A 21,926-nucleotide genomic window follows, 5' to 3' on the forward strand; every position below is an offset into this window, starting at 1 on the left:
GCTTTAAGTGTTAAGTGTTAAGTGTTAAGTGTTAAGTGTTAAGTGTTAAGTGTTAAGTGTTAAGTGTTAAGTGTTAAGTGTTAAGTGTTAAGTGTTAAGTGTTAAGTGTTAAGTGTTAAGTGTTAAAAAAACGAATATTCTTATCCATGACAGTTAATTATATAAAGAAAAGACATTTTTTTTACACTTAAAAGAGCTTATTTCTTAGGATTTTTATTTAAGAGATTATTTTACTTTGCTTACAGGAAGAAATTCCAAACCAACCCAAATCGCAGCACATTATCGCGATACGGATAGCCCGGCGCGGCAAAATATTCGTTCTTTCCGCCAAAGAGTGCGGTAAAGTTTTCATAAATAAAGTAAATGCGTGTCTGCCGAATTTTGGCATTGAAGAAAATATCCACCAACGGAAACCCGCCCAATTCCTGATCGTTCTGCACATAAAACTCTGCCAGCACTGGATCGTAGGCGTTCATATTATATTGTGTGAAGTATTTAAAAGTAACACCCGTCTGCATAAACAAAGCACGCTTAAACCAATGGTCCTCAAAATAAAGCGAGTTTCGGGTAATGAGCTGTGGCACATTAAAAACCATTTGGCCGCTTAACACCTGCTGGTACATCAACGTGTTGTCTAATCCAAAATGCCCGAACTTAAATTCCTTTTCGGCCTTTACTTTTAAATAATCTACCCGTTCCGAAGCCTGCAATGGCGTAGGAGTGCTGTCGTTGGCCTTTATTCCGAAGTATGCGTAATCGTCAATTCCCGTGTAGCTCACGGAAGCATTCCCGAATTTTTTGGTATTGATTTCAAACTTCAGTTCTTGGGTTTTTACATTGTTCAGCTCGGTTTTCCAATTGTAGTTTTGGTAATCGCTTTGGTACAATTGAAAATTGAAATTTGGCGCTACGGAATGCACGGTTATAGAAGCCTTGGCATTATAATCTTCATTCAAATCATACGATGCTGCGCCTTGCAGATAATTGCCATCATAATCGCCGGCCACGTTTATCGCCCCTTTTCCGCTGAGCTTAAACCCGCGATATTCCTTTTCATAAGCCGCCCCGGCTTCAATGATGTTTCCTTTTATTCGGTTGGGAATACGTTCTTCATCAAGTATTAAAACCGAATTATACCCATAATTAAAATCGGTATAACCTGCCCAAGCCGTAATTTTTCCGATGAGGGAATTATTGAAATCGGCATAGGCCTTCACATTGAAATCCTCCAGTTTTGTTTCCGTTTCCAAATTGCTGCTTTCATACGAAGGCCCAAAAGCACTGTACGGCGCACTTTGAATATATCTAAAAAATTTATCCTCATAACTCAGCACATTTCCAATGGTAAGCACCGAATATCCCGTGCTGTCGCGCTGGCTGAGCAGTTCGTAGTAATGGTCGCCATAAAAACGCAGGCCTTCCAGTTTGTTTTCGGCATTTTCAAAATTTACGTCCAACCTGCCCCGGTCCCTAAATTCGGGGTCGTCGCTTATGAAAAGCTGCAACGAGTTATCGGTCAGCCCGCCGTTCTCTTGGTTATAAATGTCCTGGGCCGCCACGTGGGCACGGGCAACATAGCGCTTGCTTTTGGTGTGATAGTTTGAGGTGAATAGAAAATTACCCGTGCTCGTTAAAATATGTTGGTACTTCCCGAGCGAGCGGACCCCTTTATAGCCAATTGAAAAATTGAATTGCGGCGAAGTGTTCACCGTAAAAAAAGCATCCAATTGTTGCCCTTGCTCATAAGCGGTCTTAAAATAAAGCTCGGTAAGCGGCGTGGGCACGTTGAAATAATTCACACCCGCTATTTCTTTATAATTGAAATGGTGCGACTGCGCGGCAAAAAGCGGTTTCAAGTTTAATCTGTCGAAGGAATAGGCAAGCGAATTGTACGTCTGCCCCACGTTTGAAAACTGAAGCAGCTCAAAATTGTCCTTTCTTAAATAATTGAATTTATATTTTTTGTGAATGGAAAGTGTCGTATCCACAAAAGTAGTATCGCGGGCGGTCGAAATGATTTTGTAATAATCAATCGGCGGTTTTTCCTTTTTTGCGGAAGGAGTTTGCGAAAACACAGTTGCCGAAGCAGAGATAATAAGAAGGAGCAAAAGTGTCTTTTTCATTCTTTAAATAAACTTTCGGGCAAAGGTATATTTTTTTTGGCTGAAAGGGTTATTGTGTTATTGAGTTATTAAATACATTTAAACCATCCTTTTTCAATAACTGAATAACTTATTAACTTTGCGGCATGCTCAAGTCAAAAATAAACCCCAATCTCTTGGAATGCGGGACAGACGAAGCAGGCCGAGGCTGCTTAGCCGGACCTGTTACTGCCGCTGCAGTGATTCTTCCCGATAATTTTCAGCATCCTTTTCTGAATGATAGCAAGCAACTTGCAGAAAAAAAACGATTGGAACTGAAAGCTATTATTGAGCGCGAAGCTATTTGCTATAAAGTGGTTCACGTAATGATGGACGAGATTGACGAGATAAACATCCTAAACGCTTCCATTTTGGGAATGCACCGCGCCATAGAAGGACTGTCGTGCGCTCCCCAGTTTATAGCCATTGACGGCAACCGCTTTAAACCTTTTGGGAAAACACCTTTTGAATGTGTGGTAAAGGGTGACGGAAAATTTCTGCACATTGCGGCTGCCTCCATTTTGGCAAAAACCTATCGCGACGAATATATGACGGCGCTCCACAATGATTTTCCGCAATACAATTGGAAGCAAAACAAAGGCTATCCCACCAAAGAGCACCGCGAGGCAATCCGCAACAACGGAACGACTATTTTTCACAGAAAAAGCTTCAAACTGCTTCCCGAACAACTGAAATTCCCTTTATAAAAATTCTTGCCTCCCTCAAAATTGGCTGCAACTCCTAAAATTCCCGTTCAGCCCCAATAATACGCCGTTCACAATTTTATATTTAAAATTTTTTAATAGTTGGTTTAATTTTAAAAAAAAAAGAAAAACTACTATTATGAAAACAACTATACTCACACTTTTCATGTTTGTGGCTATATGTACTGCAAAAGCCGCAGAACTTTTGGTTCCCTCGCAATATGCAACTATTCAGGAAGCCATTGTGGCAGCATCGCCTGGAGATGTTATTATCGTTTCAAACGGTATATATGTTGAAAATTTAGATTTTTTGGGCAAGGCCATTACGGTTACCAGCAATTTCCATACTACGGGCAATGTAAATGATATCCTAAACACCATCATTGACGGAAGCCAACCAATCGACACGGATTTCGGCAGCTGTGTGAGGTTTGCCAATAACGAAACCGAAACTTCCGTTTTAAAAGGTTTTACCATCACGGGTGGCAGTGGCACCAAAACATACAACCCAGCAGAAAACCGCTATTTTAGGACAGGTGGCGGTATTTTAATTGACCACGCCTCTCCTACCATAATCCACAATATAATCCGAAACAACGCCTGCGTTGCCGAAAGCGGTGTGTTTGGCGCAGGTGGCGGAGGGATCCGCATGGGGTTTGGGCAGCCCGTGATAGAAAACAACGTTATCAAAAACAATCTGGGCGGCTATGCCGGAGGTATTATGATTGCCTATTGCGGCGGAACTGTTTTAAGAAATAACCTCATAGCATATAACCTTGCAACAGGTTCATTTAACGGCGGTGGCGGCGTATATGTAGATTGGGAGCCGATAACCCTGGAAAACAATACCATTGTAAAAAATCATTCTGACGATAAAGGCGGCGGGATCATCTCTACGGGTACCAGCACCGTCATCGTTAATTGTATAATCTATGGCAATACCGCCACCAACGGTTTCCCGCAAATCTTCAAACGTTTTGGAGGAGGGAACGCCACCCTTACCTATACCGCCATTGAAGGTGGCTTTGACGGAACGGGCGATGAAGAGGGAATGATCACCGACGACCCCTTGTTTGAAGATACAAATAGCTTTTACCTTACTCCATCTTCGCCTTGTATAGACACTGGAAACCCCGATCCGCAGTACAACGATGTGGAGGATCCATCAAATCCTGGGAATGCTTTATTTCCAGCCATGGGCACGCTTAGAAATGACATGGGCGCCTATGGGGGGCAAGGCTCCGCGGTAATTCTTGGCATACCTGAACATGAAGTGGATCCTGAAAGAATACGGGTTCAATATGTTAATCCGTATAATAACGAAGGGCTTTATATTATTTCAAAAGAAGTAGCCCATATAAACCTACAATACATTTCGATAGATGGAAAAATACTTTTCCAGAAGCAAGACCTCCCGTTAAACCCCGGGAAAAACCTAATTCCATTGGAAATCAGTACCTCTGGATTGTTGCGCATAACCCCGACCAAAGGAGCGCCCATAATACTAAAACTTATTAAAAAATAATTATTCTTACATAGAGTTACCCGATTTCATTTTTTGCATCGGCCCCTTTCCGGTAATTTTATGCTATGGCTAAAAACTACCGTTCCCGATACGATACAAAAATCATTGTCATTCTGGCAACGATTCTTCAAAATGATGCAAAAACGGCCCATAATCCCGCTCAGCACAAGTCCCGGTTTTTTACACAGATCAACCATTCCATCTTTTGCATTCCGGTGGAAGAGGTGCTCTGCTTTATTTTTGAGGATGGCGCAACAATCCTAACAACAACCTCAGGCCGTAATTATATTGTAAAATACAGTTTGGAAAGTTTGGAAACCTTATTGGATCCGCAATATTTTTTCAGGATAAACAGAAGGTGTATCGCAAACATCGATAGTTTCAAAAAGATAAATATTCTCTCCAAAAGCAGAATAGAACTCGTTTTAAGAAATGGCTCCAAAGAAATACTCAGTCGGTCCAAAAACGCTGCTTTCAAAACCTGGCTTGATTGTTAGCCATGTTTTCCACCCCCTCGGCCAAATCTTGTTGAAAACCCGTCAATAAACTATTTCAACTAATTATAGAACCATCACTTTTCCTTGCTATTTTTGTGTTATGGGAAAAATTCTGGGGAAACTTTTTGCGCTTTTACTTTTCGTAGCGATCTTTTTGGGAGTTTTTGGGGCTTGCGACAAAACCCCGCCAAAAACGGGCACTCTGATGGATTTCGTTCCAGAAAATACGTCCGTGGTCTTTAAGATTTCAAATTTTGAAAATCTGCAGGCCGATATTGAAAATAATTCGCTGCTTTCCAAATTTGAAAAAACAGTGCCTTATTCCTTTTTTACCGAAAAGAAGGCATTGCTGAAGAAGCTGCACCCCAGCTCGCAAAGCCTTTTCTGTATAAATGAAGTGAATGATTCCGTTTCGGCATTTACCTTTATTTCAAAACAGACGAAGCACCTTTTTCAGACAGATTCCATCAAAAATAGAACTATTGAAACTTTAACGTTGGACGGCCAATCATTCCAACGGATTACCATTGACAAGGAAATTGCATATTCCGCGACCATAGACAGCGTTTTTGTGGTTTCATCTTCGCAACAGCTGTTGCAGGATATTTTAAATAGAAAAACCGAACGCGATGAAACCTTTAAAAAAGTTTTCAATCTGCCGTCTTCAAACGGTTTTACGGCTTTGATCCGCGGAAACAAAGTGGCGTTGAACGATTCCAAAAAAGTTGCTTTCACTTCTTGGAGCGCCCTGGACGTTGCTATTGCCCCAGAAGCTTTTACAGCTACCGGAATCACTTTGGCAACAGACACCATCCCGCAACTTTTAAACGTTTTTGAAGGACAAGTGCCACAGCAAAACGACGTTTCGGCTTTGGTGCCTTCGGATGCGCTGGGCGCTGTGAGCTTTACGTTTAACGATGCTGAAAAATTCCAAAAAAACCTGCGGAACTTCCGTGGCGAAAAAAAAGCCGTGCAAACCACAGGGATTTTCGGCTCCGTTAGTGAAGTTGGCTCCATTCAGTTTAAAACAGAAACCGCAATCTTCATAAAAAGTATTGACGCCTCCCTAACGGGTGATGCCCTGGCGCGCTATGTTTCGGCAAAGAGTGAATTTCGTGAGATTAAAATAAGCAGTTTCAGCGAACCGCAGTTGTTCCAAAAAACCTTTTCGCCTTTTATAAATTCCGAAAAGGCACATTTTGTTTTCCAACTGGATAATTTCTTTGTTTTCACGGAAAGCGAAACTACCGCACAGCAGCTAATCAGCGATTTTCAGAATAACAATACGTTAAAAAACACTTCCTATTTTGAAAATACCGCAACCGATTTGAGCACGGCTTCTTCCCTATTGATCCTTAAAATGAAGGGCGAATTTTCGGAAGCTATTGCAGGGTTTTTCAACGCCAAAAGCAAAGCAGCGATACAAAATATCTCGTTCGATGAATTTCCACTGGCTGCCCTGCAATTAAGTTATGACAGAAATTTTGCGCATCTAACCTTAAGTTGCAAAGAAGCGGGCACAGCAGCAAAGAGCATCTCGGGAACGGTTACTGAAAAATTCAGCTTAAAACTTGAAAATGCCGTGCTGGGCGATCCCCAGCTAATTGAAGGCCATAACGGAAGCAGCTATATTGTAGCGCAGGACATTGGCAACAAACTCTATTTTATTTCAGAAAACGGAAAAATTCTTTGGACCAAAAACCTCGGCTCGGCCATTTTGGGCAACGTGAAGGAAGTTGAAATTTCAGGCAGTAAACACATTGCCTTTGCCACGAAAGAAGCATTCCATATTTTGGACCGAAACGGAAAAGAAGCAAAACCGTTCCCCATAAAATTCAAGGATGAAGTTACCCAGCCACTTTCCGTCTTTGATTATGACAACAACCGCAATTATCGGTTTGTGGTCGTACAGGGAAAAGAAATGTTGATGTACGACAAAAATGGCAAGACCGTGAAGGGTTTCGGCTTCAACAAAGCGAAAAGTACTATTGTGCAATCGCCCGTGCATATTAGGATGGGCAATAAAGATTACATCGTGGTTGCCGAAGAAAGCGGAAAGCTCAACATTTTGAGCCGTGTGGGAAAACCCCGGGTTACGGTTTCAAAAAACTTCAATTTTTCTGAAATACCGATTGCGGAAGAAGACAATACTTTTGTTGTGATTACGAAGGAAAATACCAAGGAACGCATTTCCCAAAACGGAAAGGTTTCATCGCAAAAGTTGGATGTTGGCAGCAATTACTGGTTTGCTATTTTAGAAAACACAAAAGTAACCTTGGACGACAACAAGCTCCGGATAAATGGAAAACTTGCGGAACTCCCGCTTGGGCTATACACAAGACCACGACTCTTCAACGTGAAGCAAAATAGCTACGTTACCATTACGGAAACCCAAGAAAAAAAGGTTTATGTTTTTGATAAAAATGGCGAGCCTCTGAATGGGTTTCCCGTTTATGGCACCTCTGCGGCTTCAATGGATGCCAGCAATGGAAAAAGCTCTAAAAATCTTGTGGTCAAGGGAGAAGCAGATACTGTTTTAATGTATTCCTTATAAAAAATAGCCTGCGTTAATTCCCTGGCTATTAAAACAGTTGCAAAAATATACTGCTTGATCGCTGCAAATTTGCTACCTTGTAATTCCAATTTATCTATCCCCGCAAAAAGTGAAAAGAGCAATATTCTTCCTCCTATTGTTATGCTTTGGGGTTTCCGCAAAATCCCAGGATTTTGCCCATGGATTAAAGTTGCTGGAAAAAGCCGAGAACCTCAACCAAGAAAAGGTTTGGGACAGCGCATATACTTCAGCCAAAGAGAGCTTGGCCATTTTCGAAAACCTTAAAAACGATTCATTGGTAGCGCAAGCCGCTATGGAATTGCTTTATACCACCAGCCACATACACTACACAGAACAGGCCCAATATTTTGACCTTGCAAAGCAAGCCGCGCTGAAAGCCCAAAACCCAAAACTTTTGGCCGAAGTTTATTATATGAAGGGGCGAACACTATATGAAAATAAGGAAATGGGCCAAGCTCAACCCTATTTTTTTAAAGTGGATTCCTTGGCCAACAAACACGGTTTTTTAAATGAAACCATCGTAAAAGCCTTGATGGCGCGGTCTGAAATTTCACGCATCACGTTTACCCACGAAGGGGTTGAGCAGGGCCACGACCTACAGATGCAGGCACTTGAACTGGCCAAGAAACTAAATTCCGAAGAACTCATAAACGACCTCTATCTGCGTTTGGCCGATATGAACGGACTGATAGAAAACTATCCCAAAGCCAAAGAATATGCGGATCTGGCGTTTAATTACTATAAAAAAGAAGACAATGTTGAACGAATGGCGCGTGTGTACCTGGTTTATATGAATTATTACTACGCAGTTGACGATTACACCAGTGCCGGAAAAAAGCTGGAAGAAGGCATTGAATATCTTTCCAGGAAAGACAATCCCGAACAATTGGCAAGTATGCTCACGGCTTACGGCACCTATTTCCGGAAACGCAGAAATGATTGCGCAAACGCCTTGGTGCAGTTTGAAAAGGCCAAAACAATTTACGACAGCATCCATCTAAAATTGAGCGACCGCTATATGTATCTTATGGAGGGGATGGCGCTGTGCTATGCCGAAACAAAAAACTTTGAAAAAGCCTATGTTTTCTATCAAAAAGCATATGAAACCAAGCGCGATTTGGTAAAAAAGGCAAATAATGAATTCACCCGCGATCTGGAAGCCAAATATCAAAGTGAAAAAAAAGAACGGCAAATTGCACTGCTCGCCTCCCAAAAGCAACTGGCCGAACAACAAAAGAAAAATGAACGCCTGCTGTTTTTGGGAGGGCTATTTCTTTTACTCATTACCAGTGCGTTTTTCTTTTTTCAATTTAGAAACCGTCAAAAAACAAATGGAAAACTTAAGGAAATCGATAAGGCAAAATCTACTTTTTTCGCGAATATTTCGCACGAGTTCCGCACGCCGCTTACGCTTATCAATGGCCCCATAGAAGATCAGCTCGCTTCCACAAAACTGTCAAAAAACGATCGGAAAAATCTCAACATGGCCTTGCGCAGCGTGCAAAGATTAAAGGATTTGATAGACCAATTATTGGCGCTCTCAAAACTGGAAAGCAAAAATTTAAAACTTCAAGTACAGCAAGCCAACCTTCCACAATTTTTATTGGCCCAAGCAGAGGCATTTGGTTTTAGTTGTTCCGAAAAAAACATAACCTATACCCTACAGATTGAAAAAGATGAAATTGTGGATTGGTTTGATAGAGATGTGATTGAAAAAATAGTTTACGACCTCATCAGCAACGCCATAAAATATACTCCAGATCAAGAATCCATAACCGTGAAAGGCCTCAGGAAAGATGGCATCTATGAAATCAGGGTCCAAAATTCCGGAAACTATATAAAACCCGAAGAGCGGGAAAAAATATTTGAGCGGTTTTATAAATCGAATATCGTAAGTCCCGGCGCAGGCATAGGGCTTGCCCTAACCAAAGAGCTTACGGAGCTGCACCACGGAAGTATTTCGATGACCAGCGAAGAAGATGGACTGACTGAATTTACGGTGAAAATACCCATTGACAAAGATGCTTTTGAGAGCAGTGAAATTTTTTGTGCAGCAATTTCAAAAACAGGAGATGCCGCCCCAATACAAGAACAATTTGGACTTGAAAAAACCATTGTAGCGCCCGAAGATGCCCCCATACTCTTGGTGGTCGATGACAACCAGGATATCCGCGCCTACGTAAGCTCCATTTTTGAAAACACCTATCACGTTCTCTGTGCCAAAGATGGGAAAGAAGGATTTGAAATGGCACTGGAATATGTGCCCGATATTGTAATAAGCGATGTTATGATGCCCGAGGAAGATGGTTTTGGGCTTACCAGACATTTAAAGGAACATCAGCTTACCTCGCATATTCCCGTGATTCTCCTTACCGCAAAAAACCAGGTGACCGCAAAACTGGAGGCTATGGGCATAGGGGCCGATGCCTATGTAACCAAACCTTTCAATCCGCAGTTGCTTCGGGCAAATGTGGACAACCTCATTGAAAACCGAAGAAAACTGCAGCAGCGGTTCGCGCAGGAAGTTATTTTAACACCAAAGGATATTGCCGTTTCTTCGGAAGACGAAAAGTTTTTGGAAAAGCTACAAAAAGTACTTGACGATCATTTGACCAATGCCGATTTTTCTGCAGATGCTTTTAGCGCAGCAATGGGCGTGAGCCGCATGCAACTGTACAGAAAATTAAAAGCGCTCACAGGCCAATCCTCAACAGAATTCCTTCGTTCGCAACGTTTAAAGTTGGCTGCAACTTTATTAAAAACCAATAAAATTTCCATTTCCGAAATTGGTTATACCGTTGGCTTTAACGATCCCTCCTATTTTACAAAATGTTTCAAACAGGAGTTTGGCTGTTCCCCTTCGGAATACCTTTCAAAATAAAAATCCATACCCACTGAAAAGGGCCTCAAAATCAGCTTTGTTACATCTGTTATAGTTTTGGTTACAATAATCACAGCCATTTTTATCTCTTCACTTTATTTTTACTTCACCTTTTCCCCAATTATGAAAAAAACAAAACAATATTCAGGCAACCTGGGGATTGTACCGGGAAAACAGATTTATTTGAACATCAATAATCTGGCAAATGGCATATATACTTTAAAAATAATGCTCAACAATAAAGTGATAAAAGAAGTAACCTTTAAAAAAAAATAACCTTTAAAATCGAACAGTATGAAAACCATTTTAACGATTATCTGTATTGGCATCACCGGTTTTTGCAACGCACAATTTTTGGACAAATTGGGCGACAGAGCCGCAAATGCCGTAGAGCGCACCGTGGAAAGGCGCGTTGAGAGAGAAACCACAAAAAGTACGGACCGTGTGCTGGACACCATCGTGGATGCCCCCAAAAAGAAAAAGGATAAAAAAGAAAAAAAGAAAAAGAAAGCTTCCGGGAAAAATATAATAGGGGGCGATCCCGATGAAGACAATTCAAATACTTCGGGTACACAAAATAGTGATGCGACCAAAAAAGCCGACGATGAAGGCTGAAAAACGCTATAGACTTCAGACTAATTTCTAAAACAATTATTTATCAAAAAAATCAATTCCCTATGAAAACATGGATCAATACCTTCGCTTTACTTTTTATTAGCTGCATTGCGGTCTCACAGAACGATTGCAACAAATTCTATCCGCTTAACGAAGGAACTAAATTTCAAATCACGGTGTACGACAACAAAGAAAAGCCGGCTGCCGTAATAGATTACAATGTGGTAAATGTAAGAAAATCCGGGGGTGATAAAATTGGAACGATCAACTCGAAGATGAGCGATGGAAAGGGAAAGCAAATCGCGGACACCTCTTTTGACGTAAGCTGTAATGGAGAAGTGGTTTCCATAGATTTTAAATCCCTTATCAATCCGCAGATTTTTGAACAATTTGGCAATATGGATTACGAAATATCGGGCGCCAATATGGAATGGCCCAACGAACTTACGGTAGGTCAGGAGCTGCCTGACGCAACGATGGACATGAAGATAAACATGAGCGGTATAAACATGAACATGACGGTAGAAATTACAGACCGAAAAGTAATTGGGAAGGAAACCATTACATCGCCAGCGGGCAGTTTCAACTGTTTTGTTATAACCTATACCACAAATATGAAGATGGGCATGAGCCAACGCTCCACTTCAAAACAGTGGGTCGCCGAAAAAATAGGCACCGTTAAATCTGTAAATTACGACAAAAACGGTAAAGTTACCGGCAGTAGCTTGCTTACCAAATTTGAAGAATAATTTATCTGAAAAAAAGCCATAAAAAAACCGCCAGCATTTTGGCGGTTTTTTAGGTTAAGTGGATAATTGATTGTGGGGATTTATTGTTTGATAATCTGTTTTGTGATGGCGCCCATATCTGTACTGATTTTTACAAAATACACTGCGCTTTGCAAGGAACTCAAATCTATTTGATAATAGGTATTGCTCGATAAATCTACGCGCTTAAGACTTCTTCCGCTTACGTCAAAAATTTCCAAAGTGCTTACTTTCGCTTCAGGCGATATAATGTTCAGCAAACTGCTCGTTGGGTTTGGAAACACAGAAACCTTATCTAATGCACTTGTAGCATCTCCCAAAACTTCATTGCTTCTAAACTGTAATGTAAAACGACTGTTATACGTTCCCTTTTCAGCTTTGAAGGTGTAGCTTTCCTGTGATAGATTGGTTGTTATATTGCGCTCATTGTCTATTAAGAACACGGTTACATTATCAAAAGAAGGCCCCTGAATATCTTTTATGGAAATGGTGTATTCAAGATTTTCGTCCAACAAACTGGAGAAACCCATAAGTACCTTTGCCCCATCCTCAAATACCTCGCGGCTCTGGATGCCCAATTCCTTACTGCCATCGTCAAAATGTGTGTACAGCGAAAGTACCGTTGCCAATCTTCGGCTGTCATAGCCTTCATCCATTCCCGCAGTGGTCAAGGTAGAAAAGCCAATAAGTGTATTGTTCTGCATTTGATACTGATCGTTCTTAACCTGTACCCAAATCCTATTATTGCCATCTACCAATGGGCGGTTAGCGGTATTGTTATGTCCAGTTACTCGCATAGCGTTTGAAAACGTGGCAACCCCAGCTGCGGTTGCTTTAATTCCAAATCCCTGCCCTGTGGAAATATATCCGCTTGGATCAGTCTGCGTAGGGTCTGACGGAGCAGGCGTACCTCCCATTAGGTTATACATGGAAATATCTTCCATACTGAAATTCATAGTGTATGCGCCTGGCAATAATGGACTTGGCGGGGTGTTTGGATTCCAGAAATATACTTCATTAACCATAGCATTGGCATTAATAAAATCAACAGCGCTGATGGCCGATGGATATGGATTGGCCAATACATTGGGGCTACTGTTTCTGCTTCCGTTGTATTTTACGGTAAAAGCAACATCACCTGTGTTTAGCGTTCCTTGTTCAAAGGTCATATCATAGGTTTTATTGCCATCATTTCCATTTAATTGTGGCCGGGCAATATATCCTTCGCCAGGGTTTATGGCCCCGGTGTAATTAACCCAGTTATCATAGTTGTCATCGGCAAAGTTTTCGGCAAGCGGAAACTGTGCGGCCACATCGGGATTGGGAACAAAGTTTTCCGTAAGGTGGTTCAGGAACATATACGAATTTCCAAAGGCACCATTTCGGGTCTCTGCCGTCATGGGGCTTCCCATTACCACAAATACCCTGGGCACCATATAGGGCGTGGTATAGTTAACATTAATGGTTCCGTTGTTGGTTACCACGGCATTGTCAGCTTCCTGGACCACGCTTCCTTTGTGCTGTACTATCAGGTTTCCGTTAACGGTAATGTCTTTGGTAACCTTCAGATAATCTTCCGCAGCTACGGTAAGGGTTCTATTGGCATCCACTTGACAGGTACAGGCATCTATACTTCCTTTTGCCGAAGTATCATAATCTTGGCTGATACGTGCATTGGAGCCTGCATGTGGAGCGCCGTTGTTCCAAGCATTGCTGATGTAACGTGTGGTTGGGGCCACTACTGTAACTGTTGCGGTACAAGTAGATTTGTTGCCATAGTCGTCTTCCACGGTAAAATCAACAAGGTTAGGGCCTAGTTCGTGACAGGTAAAAGTAGTCTTGCTGATGGTCCTTTTTACGATTCCCTTATTATCTGTTGAACCATTGTCAAGCATATTGGCCGTAATGGTAACCGAGCCCGAATTCGTTAGGGTAGCGGTAATGTTTTTGCATATTGCAACGGGGTCTGTGTTGTCATAATTGGGATCTTTCAGAAGAAAAAATCCACGCGTGTAGTCGCTTACCAATAGGTTACCACTTTCAAAATAGGGGTATATATTCCAGACTCCGTGGAAGTTTGCGCTGTTTGCCTCCGGATAAGTATCGAAGGAATTTATTTCAGTCATAACACCACTGGCGATATCCGAAATTTTTATTATTCGCACCCCAGCTTCATAATTAGCAAGGTAGAATCGGTTTTTACGAACATAGCCATTATGGTCTATTGCCGCAGTTGGGCCATAGTAAGTAAATTTCAAGGTAGGGGCATCCAGGTCGTTAAAATCAAAAACAAGCGTTCGCGTATTGAATCCATTGTGAACTTCATCTTCTTCATCTCCAAGTATAAAATAACGCTCATCTTCCGTAAACCACCCTTGGTGTGTATAGTTATAATTGCTGTATGAAAGGGAAGAAATTTTTATGGGATTATTTTTATTGGTAATGTCCATAATAACCACCTTAGATTCATTGCTTCCAATAAGTATTTCCCGGCCTTGATAATCAGGGTCAGGGCCGTGGTAAACAATGACTTGGGCATCATGGGTATAGCCGTCCCCAGAATATCCCCCGGCGTTGGTAGGATTTGTAGGGTTTTGGATATTAATGAAATGGGGGCCGCCACTGTAAAGGCCAGAACCCACAACATAGGCATACCCTGTTTCTTCGTTTATTACAATATTGTGTGATTTTCCGAAGGCACCGTAATGCGCATCTTCACTAAATGTGCGACTGGGATTGGCACTTAAACCTCTTAACCTCGTGAGATCAAAAACCTGCATACCATGACCATTTGCTTCACTTACGATAAATGCATGGTTGTTATAGGTTTTGATATCGCGCCACAAACTACTGGAGCTATTGTGTGATCTTAACTTTCCGAGATTCTTTGGATTGGTTGGGTTTGAGATATCAATAAAGACGGTACCGTTGTTCACTCCCATCAATGCGTATTCCTTTCCTGTTTGTGGGTCCGTCCAACCCCAGGAATCATTTCCGCTTGTGGCGCCCATGGACGAAAGTGAAATGAAGGATTGTAGCGTAAGCCCATTGCAGGGATAACTTCCCGCACTACCTCCCGAACATGGAGTTTGGGCTGCCATGAACGCAAAGTTCATTAAAACAGCAAAGAATAATATTTTTTTCATAGTTGAAATTTTATTGATTAAATGGGTTTGGTTATTTTATTCCAAAAAGGTAAATTCTACAGTACAAGGTTTATCGACGCCTATATAGCCACGGCCGGGACCTGTTTCCGGGTCGTCAAAATCATCGCCAACTACCATGTCAAATTCTAACGTAAAAGGATATGAGACCCCCGCTGTCAGATTAAGATATAAAGTAAGTTGGGTATCGTGCGGAAATTGCTCAAAAAAGGTTCCGCCATTAATAGCGGCGTTGTGCATGGAATAGGAATGGCTGTACGTTAAATAATTGGTGCCGTTAAATTTGAACCGGAATAGACCTTCCTGTGTGGCCATCTGGATTTTGTTGGGCGAAACAGCTGGCTTAACCTTTCCCGCCCCCAGTTGTTGGTTCACTTTAACTTTATACATACCGGTATAAATCGGGGTAAAGGAATTATCTCCCGGCGCAAAATTGTTAATATACACCCAGTTTGATGCAGGGTCATTATACGCTTTGCTTCCAAGGGTTACTCTTTGTTGCAAAGGGGTTTGTTTATAAATTTCATAATCTTCCCGCATGTATTGGGGAATCCATCGGGTGCCGTCCCAAACGTAGATTCCGGGCGATACATCGTTTGCTGTGTTTGTATTAAAAATGGCAGTTCCAGCCACCAACGGCCCACCATTGGGATTGATTACTGGGGCTGCAAAACTTGTAGCTGTAAGTGCCGCTTTCGGAAAAACCAAACCCGCAGCATTGTTGTTCTGCAAATCCAGCATCCCTTTTGGCGCAACTGTACCCACGCCCACTTGCGCATTGATGAATGCCCAAGAGAACAATAAAGCTAAGTATATTCCTATTTTATATATACGTTCCATATTCTGGGGTTTTTTTTTGTTATTCTTTTAAATAGGTAAATTCAACGATACAGGGAATGTCTTGGCCTACATAACCTCTTCCGTCCCCATTTCCGCCACCGTTATTCCCGTTATTAAGATATCCAATAAGTAATGCCGGATCCGGGTCGGGATATTGATCAAATTCCAATGAAAATGTATAAATGGTGCCCGCAACTAAATTTACGTAGATCGTTTTATAAACTTGGGCAGAAATATTTCTAAACTGTGTGCCTCCCCCAATGTAATTATTGTAAGTAGAATATGATTTTGCGTGTACCAAATATGGGGTTCCATTAAAAGTGAATCTAAAATCACCCTCAAATAAGCCTACATTTATATCCCCATTATTATACATTGATCCACCTCCATAATTCAGTTTCAAATCAATTTTATACTGGCCTGTGTATTTTGCAAAGAACGTCTTTGGCGCAATTTTGGGAAAACCAGGTACTTCCACGAATGAAGCATCGGACCTAATTCGTAACGCACTGGTCTGTTTAAAACCTTCCACCTGTCTTTTATAGTAATGGCGCACCCATATGCTACCGTCCCAAGAATAAATGCCCGGTTCCACATCAAAGGAGCCGTTGCTGGTTGTATTGGTGTTATAGACTGTAGTCCCTACCTCCAAAGGATCGGTAGTTGGGTTAATTACGGGAGCTTCCGAATTGGTAGCGATAAGTGCCACACTTGGGTAAACCACCCCATATTGTGTACTTTCTATATCAAGCACTCCTTTTGGGGCTGCTGTTCCAATACCGACCTGGGAAATTGCAGAGCCTGTGGTCAGTAAAAGCAAGAAGGCTGTTTTATAAAAAAATAAGTAGTTTTTTTGCATCTTTTTCTTCTTTTAGTTTCCTATATAAGTAAATTCAACAGAGCAAGGCACGTGATCGGGAATACCAATAAAGCCTCGGCCATCACCCGAATTTCCGCTGTTTTCAAACCCTGTCGCCGGATCCATATCAAAAGTTAAATTAAAAGGATAAGCCGTATTTGCACTCAGATTAAGGTATTCTATGATGAAAGTTTGTTGCCAAATGGCATAATAGCGCGTCCCAAAAAGCGTACAATTTGTTTTTGCCGGAATGTTATAGGTATTGCCATTGATGGTAAATGCAAAATTACCCGTTTGAGAGGCCACATCCATTTGTGGGGAAGCATCGCTCAAATAGCCACCACCAAAATTTACGCTGACCTCCATTTTATAGGGACCGCTGTATTTTGGGGTAAATGTTTGATTCATGCCCGGAATGTATTCCACTCCAGCACCGGAACTAGGCCGAAATCCTGCTGGTGGATTAAGAGGCTGTTTAAAAATTTTCGTTTCCTTTTTTGTGAATTTGTTCTGCCATTCCGTACCGGTCCATACATAAATACCAGGGAAAACAGCATTGATTCCCGAAGTAGTTGCGGTATTATAAACCACGGTTCCAGGAACAATGGCTCCACCTTGTGGGTTTTGGACGGGCGCCTGTACAATTTTGGAAGTGAGTGCTATGCGCGGAAGCACAATTCCTTGATTGGTTCCGTTTACATCAAGTATTCCATCTGGAGTAGTAGTATTGATCCCTACTTGGGCGTAGGTAACACTAGAAGCCAAGAAAAGAGCGGCCACAAAAGCTGGCCACAGCGTAGGTAGTTTTATTTTCATGATTTGGGGTTGTTGAAAATATTAACGCAATAGTATGACAAAATTTCGATAAAGTGCAAATTTTATTGACAAAAAGTTAAAAAAATTAACAAATAAAGGCTTAATTATCAGTTGTTTCTTACAAAATTCTCTTTGAAAGTTAAAACTTTAGGGTTTTTTTGCAAGAACGGACCAAAAGATATTTCCTAATAACTTCGTGCATTATCTATCTTTGCAATAATGTTCCCATTTTTAACCCATGCCGCCTTACCCTCTGTTGAAATAGACCTTTCAAAATTTGGAATTGCAGGCTATTCTCTGGTTCTTAAGCGCGAAGACCTATCGCATCCTTTTGTTTCCGGCAACAAATTCCGAAAACTGAAATACAACCTCGAAGCGGCCCGCGAACAGGGCCACAACACCCTATTGACATTTGGCGGGGCTTTTTCAAACCATATTGCCGCAGTGGCAGCTGCGGGCAAGGAATTAGATTTTAAAACCGTCGGAATTATTCGCGGCGAAGAGGTTAAAAATAAAGTCTCGGAAAATCCGACCCTCTCTTTTGCCGAAAATTGCGGTATGCAGTTGCATTTTATTTCGCGCGAAGCATATAGAAGTAAAGACGAGACCGATTTCATAAATAATTTGAAAGAACAATTTGCCAATTACTATCTTTTGCCCGAAGGCGGCACCAATGCATTAGCCGTAAAGGGCTGTGAGGAAATTTTAACCGAAACAAATCTGTCTTTTAATTATATCTGTGTTCCCGTTGGCACCGGCGGCACTATGGCCGGACTGGTAAAAGCTTCAGATGAAAGCCAACAAGTTGTGGGATTTTCGGCTTTAAAAGGAACTTTTCAAACGGCTGAAATTGAAAAATATACCTCCAAAACAAATTTTGATATTACAGACGCCTACTGTTTTGGCGGCTATGGCAAAATAGATACCGATTTGGTACGTTTCATTAATGAGTTCAAGGAAAAGACAAACATTCCACTAGATCCAGTCTATACCGGAAAAATGATGTTTGGCACTATGGATCTTCTAAAAAAGGGGTATTTCAAAGAAAATAGCCGTATTTTTGCGGTCCATACCGGAGGCCTGCAAGGCATTGCCGGAATGAACCAGAAATTGAAAAAGAAAAACCTACCCATAATTGAATAACATGATTGGCAGAACCGTTACCCTTCTTCTTATTTGTATTATTTGCTTTGGCAGTTGCAAATCGAAAAAAACAGCTACTACCCACAAAAAGAAACACAGAACCGAACGCGTGGTTCGGGTAAAACAGCCTATTAAGGAAAAGGATACGAAAGCAGAAGAGCCCGATGTTGTGGTGGTTCCCGTAAACATTCCATACAGTGAGCGCGTAGCCAATTATATTAACGAATTCAGCGATATTGCCAAAGAAGAAATGCTTCAGTACGGAATTCCCGCCAGCATCACCCTTGCCCAAGGGATATTGGAAAGCGGTGCTGGGGCGGGAGAACTTACTTTAAAGGCCAATAACCATTTCGGAATTAAATGCCATACGGGCTGGGAAGGCGATACCGTATATCACGATGACGACGAACGGGGCGAATGTTTCAGAAAATATAACGACCCAAAATACTCCTACAGGGACCATTCTTTGTTTTTAACACAACGCAGCCGCTACCGAGATCTCTTCAAACTTCGGAAAGACGATTACAAAGGTTGGGCAAAGGGCTTGCGAAAAGCTGGCTATGCCACGGACCCCAAATATCCCGACAAGCTTATTGGTATTATTGAACGCTACAATCTAGAGGCATTTGACGAGGAGGTTTTGGGCAAAAAAGTGAGCACCACAAACCCCGACGATTCTAAAATAGGCACCTATTCAGTAAAGCCCGGCGACACGCTTTACAGCATTTCAAGGCGTTTTAACCTGACGGTGGAAACCTTAAAAGAGTACAACGGACTTCGAAATAACGATATATCCATAGGCCAGGTTTTATATCTCCACCCAGTAAAAAATCAGTAAAAAGTTTTCAGTCGCAGTCGCGGTTTTAAATATTTTTTCTTCAATTATTAATACAAATTTCTTAAAAATTAATATGAAATATCAAAGAAGCAGTTCCCTTTTCGCAGAAGCCCAAAAAGTTATTCCCGGCGGCGTTAACTCACCGGTTCGTGCTTTTAAAGCCGTTGGTGGCACACCCATTTTTGTTGAAAAGGCAAAAGGAGCTTACCTATATGATGTTGATGGCAACAAACTGATTGACTATATAAATTCGTGGGGGCCGATGATTCTGGGCCATGCACACGAACCCGTGGTAAACGCCGTTGTGGAAAAAGCACAAAAGGGAACTTCCTTTGGGATGCCTACGGAAATTGAAACCGAAATCGCCGCGCTTGCAGTATCCATGGTCCCGAATATTGACAAAATCCGTTTTGTAAACAGCGGCACCGAAGCTTGTATGAGCGCCGTGCGGTTGGCACGTGGATTTACAGGAAAAGATAAAATCATAAAATTCGCAGGGTGTTACCACGGACATAGCGACTCGTTCTTAATTCAGGCGGGAAGTGGTGCCGTTACTTTCGGAAGCCCAAACAGTCCCGGCGTTACCGAAGGAACTGCAAAAGATACACTCTTGGCAACCTACAACGATTTAAAAAATGTGGAAGAAGTAATTGCCGCCAACAAAAACGAAATAGCATGCATCATCCTTGAGCCCGTTGCAGGAAATATGGGCTGCATCCCTCCTGCCAAAGGGTTTTTGGAAGGCTTGCGAAAACTTTGCGACGACAATAACATTCTTTTAATTTTTGACGAAGTAATGACCGGTTTCCGCCTTGCCGCTGGCGGGGCGCAGGAACTTTTCGACGTGAGGGCCGATATTGTAACCTTCGGAAAAGTGATCGGCGGCGGATTGCCCGTGGGCGCCTTTGCAGCACGAACAGAAATTATGGATTATTTGGCTCCCATTGGCCCGGTTTATCAAGCGGGAACCTTAAGCGGAAATCCACTGGCGATGGCTGCTGGTTTGGCTATGTTGAGGGAGTTGGATGAAAATAAGGAAATTTTCAACTCCATAAATAAAAAAACCGAATACCTTCATAAAGGTTTGGATAAAGCACTTTCATCGGAAAACGTCAAGTTCACGATTAACCGTATCGGTTCCATGATTTCGGTACATTTCTCAGAAAAACCCGTAATCGACTTTGCTTCTGCCGCGGAAGCGAACAACGAAAATTTTAAAAAATTCTTCCACGGATTGCTGAATGAGGGTATTTATATTGCGCCCAGTGCTTTTGAAACTTGGTTTATCTGTGATGCACTGAGTTATGAAGATTTGGATGCAACCATTAGAGCTTGCGGAAAAGTGGCGAAAATCTTGAAATAGACAAGGAAACCTCAGAAGCGCAGAGCATACAGCGCTGTTTTTAACTTATAAAAAAAGGCCCTTTTTAAATTTAGAAAGGGCCTTGACTTTAAATATAATTAATCACTAATTATTCATTTTGAGCCATTTGGCGTATTGGTCTGCAGTCAAGGTTTTTTTCATTGACTCCTTTAACTGGTCGTCCAGTTTTTTCTTTTCGGCAATTACCGTGGCACTTTTAGCGTCTTTGCCATCCACATTTTTTTGATAGCCAACTTCCTTTGCTACAAGCGCCCTAAATACGGCACGGCTTTGGTCTCCATTTAGGCCCAATGCTTCCGTAAGATTTGCAGTTTCGGTTTTGGCAATTACCTCTGGCCTGCTTTTATCTTGGGACAGCTCTTGGGCAGAACTTGTTTGAACGCCCATAAACACGGTTGCCACAAATGCAAATACTGTTAGTATGTTTTTCATTGTTTTAAATTTTTAATTTTAGGTTACTAATGTAACTATTTTGTATCTAACTAAAACAATAACCGCACCAAAAGTATCAATTTTAAGAATATTTTATTGATGGGACTTTCTTTCCATTGTTGCTTTAGGCCTTGATTTATCCCGCCTATGGTCTTGTTGAAGCTCCCATTTTGTCATTTGTTCTTCAGTAAGAATTTCCTTTAGCTCCTTCTTCATTGCGATGCGACGATCCAGCATAGCGCTTTTGGCTTCGTATTTTTGGGTATCGGTCATTTCTTTCCAATTTTCTGGGCGTTCCGGTTTTTCATTTTCCACTTTTAAAATAAGTTGTTTCACTTTTTGTTGTTGTGAAGCGGTGAGATCTAAAGCCAATGTCATTTTTTTTGTTTTTAGATCGGCTCTTTGCTCGGGGGTGAGCTTTGCTTTCATCTCTTTGCGGTTTTCTTTTCTTTCAGCATTCCTGTTTTGTGCATTTACCGCAAAAGTGGCCAGGGCCATAAAGATTAGCAGTACTTTTTTCATAGGTTTTATTTTTAATGTTTAACAATACTATGACGTTGGAATTTTGAATAGGTTTAACCTGTTGTTTACGGAATAATAAATTTATTTTAAAAAACAAAGAAGCCGTCTCAAAACCTGGGGCGGCTTTTTCTATTAAAAAGCTTGCTTAAAAATTGGTTATTTTTTATCTTTAAGTACTGACAATCAAAGATATGAATACCAATTTTCAATCCTACAACCAACA

The 21,926-nt window shown here is 41.5% G+C and carries 18 protein-coding genes; 11 read left to right on the forward strand and 7 right to left on the reverse strand.

The window, feature by feature from the left end; all coding sequences use genetic code 11:
- Window positions 1-239: 239 nt before the first annotated feature.
- Complete coding sequence (locus tag POV26_RS01260; protein WP_272854678.1) at window positions 240-2,123, reverse strand: putative porin; 1,884 nt, start codon at window positions 2,121-2,123, stop codon at window positions 240-242.
- Between the two features lie 125 nt (window positions 2,124-2,248).
- Here POV26_RS01260 and POV26_RS01265 point away from each other — a divergent pair, with 125 nt between their 5' ends.
- The 8 genes from POV26_RS01265 (at window position 2,249) to POV26_RS01300 (ending at window position 11,687) form a co-directional block, all read left to right on the forward strand.
- Complete coding sequence (locus POV26_RS01265) at window positions 2,249-2,848, forward strand: ribonuclease HII (protein WP_272854679.1); 600 nt, start codon at window positions 2,249-2,251, stop codon at window positions 2,846-2,848.
- A 136-nt stretch (window positions 2,849-2,984) separates the two neighbouring features.
- Window positions 2,985-4,370, forward strand: coding sequence for a right-handed parallel beta-helix repeat-containing protein (locus POV26_RS01270; protein WP_272854680.1), 1,386 nt, complete (start codon window positions 2,985-2,987; stop codon window positions 4,368-4,370).
- Window positions 4,371-4,435: 65 nt separating this feature from the next.
- Entirely contained in the window at window positions 4,436-4,867 is a 432-nt protein-coding gene (locus tag POV26_RS01275) for a LytTR family DNA-binding domain-containing protein (RefSeq protein ID WP_272854681.1), read from the forward strand.
- A gap of 100 nt (window positions 4,868-4,967) precedes the next feature.
- Complete coding sequence (locus tag POV26_RS01280; protein ID WP_272854682.1) at window positions 4,968-7,421, forward strand: hypothetical protein; 2,454 nt, start codon at window positions 4,968-4,970, stop codon at window positions 7,419-7,421.
- Between the two features lie 109 nt (window positions 7,422-7,530).
- Window positions 7,531-10,323, forward strand: coding sequence for an ATP-binding response regulator (locus POV26_RS01285; RefSeq protein WP_272854683.1), 2,793 nt, complete (start codon window positions 7,531-7,533; stop codon window positions 10,321-10,323).
- A 123-nt stretch (window positions 10,324-10,446) separates the two neighbouring features.
- Complete coding sequence (locus POV26_RS01290) at window positions 10,447-10,599, forward strand: hypothetical protein (RefSeq protein ID WP_272854684.1); 153 nt, start codon at window positions 10,447-10,449, stop codon at window positions 10,597-10,599.
- Between the two features lie 18 nt (window positions 10,600-10,617).
- On the forward strand, window positions 10,618-10,938 hold the full coding sequence (locus POV26_RS01295) for a hypothetical protein (RefSeq protein WP_272854685.1): 321 nt from the start codon (window positions 10,618-10,620) through the stop codon (window positions 10,936-10,938).
- Window positions 10,939-11,000: 62 nt separating this feature from the next.
- A complete protein-coding gene (locus POV26_RS01300) occupies window positions 11,001-11,687 on the forward strand; it encodes a TapB family protein (RefSeq protein ID WP_272854686.1) in 687 nt (228 codons plus the stop codon).
- 80 nt (window positions 11,688-11,767) lie between these two features.
- On the opposite strand, the gene POV26_RS15320 is transcribed toward POV26_RS01300, so the two are convergent.
- From POV26_RS15320 to POV26_RS01325, 4 genes are read right to left on the reverse strand one after another with little or no spacing between them, the layout of a single operon-like run.
- Window positions 11,768-14,851 carry a choice-of-anchor B family protein gene (locus POV26_RS15320; protein ID WP_336375895.1) on the reverse strand — a complete coding sequence of 1,028 codons (3,084 nt, stop codon included), beginning with the start codon at window positions 14,849-14,851 and terminating at the stop codon, window positions 11,768-11,770.
- A gap of 36 nt (window positions 14,852-14,887) precedes the next feature.
- Entirely contained in the window at window positions 14,888-15,709 is an 822-nt protein-coding gene (locus tag POV26_RS01315) for a hypothetical protein (protein WP_272854687.1), read from the reverse strand.
- Between the two features lie 19 nt (window positions 15,710-15,728).
- Window positions 15,729-16,568 carry a hypothetical protein gene (locus POV26_RS01320; RefSeq protein WP_272854688.1) on the reverse strand — a complete coding sequence of 280 codons (840 nt, stop codon included), beginning with the start codon at window positions 16,566-16,568 and terminating at the stop codon, window positions 15,729-15,731.
- A gap of 12 nt (window positions 16,569-16,580) precedes the next feature.
- Window positions 16,581-17,384 carry a hypothetical protein gene (locus tag POV26_RS01325; protein WP_272854689.1) on the reverse strand — a complete coding sequence of 268 codons (804 nt, stop codon included), beginning with the start codon at window positions 17,382-17,384 and terminating at the stop codon, window positions 16,581-16,583.
- A 219-nt stretch (window positions 17,385-17,603) separates the two neighbouring features.
- Between POV26_RS01325 and POV26_RS01330 the strand changes: the two genes are divergently transcribed.
- From POV26_RS01330 to hemL, 3 genes are all read left to right on the forward strand, one after another.
- The gene (locus POV26_RS01330) at window positions 17,604-18,527 is read left to right on the forward strand and encodes a 1-aminocyclopropane-1-carboxylate deaminase/D-cysteine desulfhydrase (protein WP_272854690.1); all 924 of its coding nucleotides are present in this window, start codon (window positions 17,604-17,606) and stop codon (window positions 18,525-18,527) included.
- Window position 18,528: 1 nt separating this feature from the next.
- Window positions 18,529-19,365 (forward strand): glucosaminidase domain-containing protein, encoded by an 837-nt coding sequence (locus tag POV26_RS01335; protein WP_272854699.1) that lies wholly within the window; start codon window positions 18,529-18,531, stop codon window positions 19,363-19,365.
- Window positions 19,366-19,438: 73 nt separating this feature from the next.
- Window positions 19,439-20,728 carry a glutamate-1-semialdehyde 2,1-aminomutase gene (hemL, locus tag POV26_RS01340; protein WP_272854691.1) on the forward strand — a complete coding sequence of 430 codons (1,290 nt, stop codon included), beginning with the start codon at window positions 19,439-19,441 and terminating at the stop codon, window positions 20,726-20,728.
- A gap of 105 nt (window positions 20,729-20,833) precedes the next feature.
- Here the strand turns inward: hemL and POV26_RS01345 are convergent, their stop codons facing one another.
- Window positions 20,834-21,181, reverse strand: a complete 348-nt coding sequence (locus POV26_RS01345; protein WP_272854692.1) for a hypothetical protein — start codon at window positions 21,179-21,181, stop codon at window positions 20,834-20,836.
- A gap of 93 nt (window positions 21,182-21,274) precedes the next feature.
- Window positions 21,275-21,703, reverse strand: a complete 429-nt coding sequence (locus POV26_RS01350) for a hypothetical protein (RefSeq protein ID WP_272854693.1) — start codon at window positions 21,701-21,703, stop codon at window positions 21,275-21,277.
- Window positions 21,704-21,926 lie beyond the last annotated feature (223 nt).

This window comes from Aequorivita todarodis (assembly GCF_028561335.1).
Classification (GTDB): Bacteria; Bacteroidota; Bacteroidia; order Flavobacteriales; family Flavobacteriaceae; genus Aequorivita; species Aequorivita todarodis.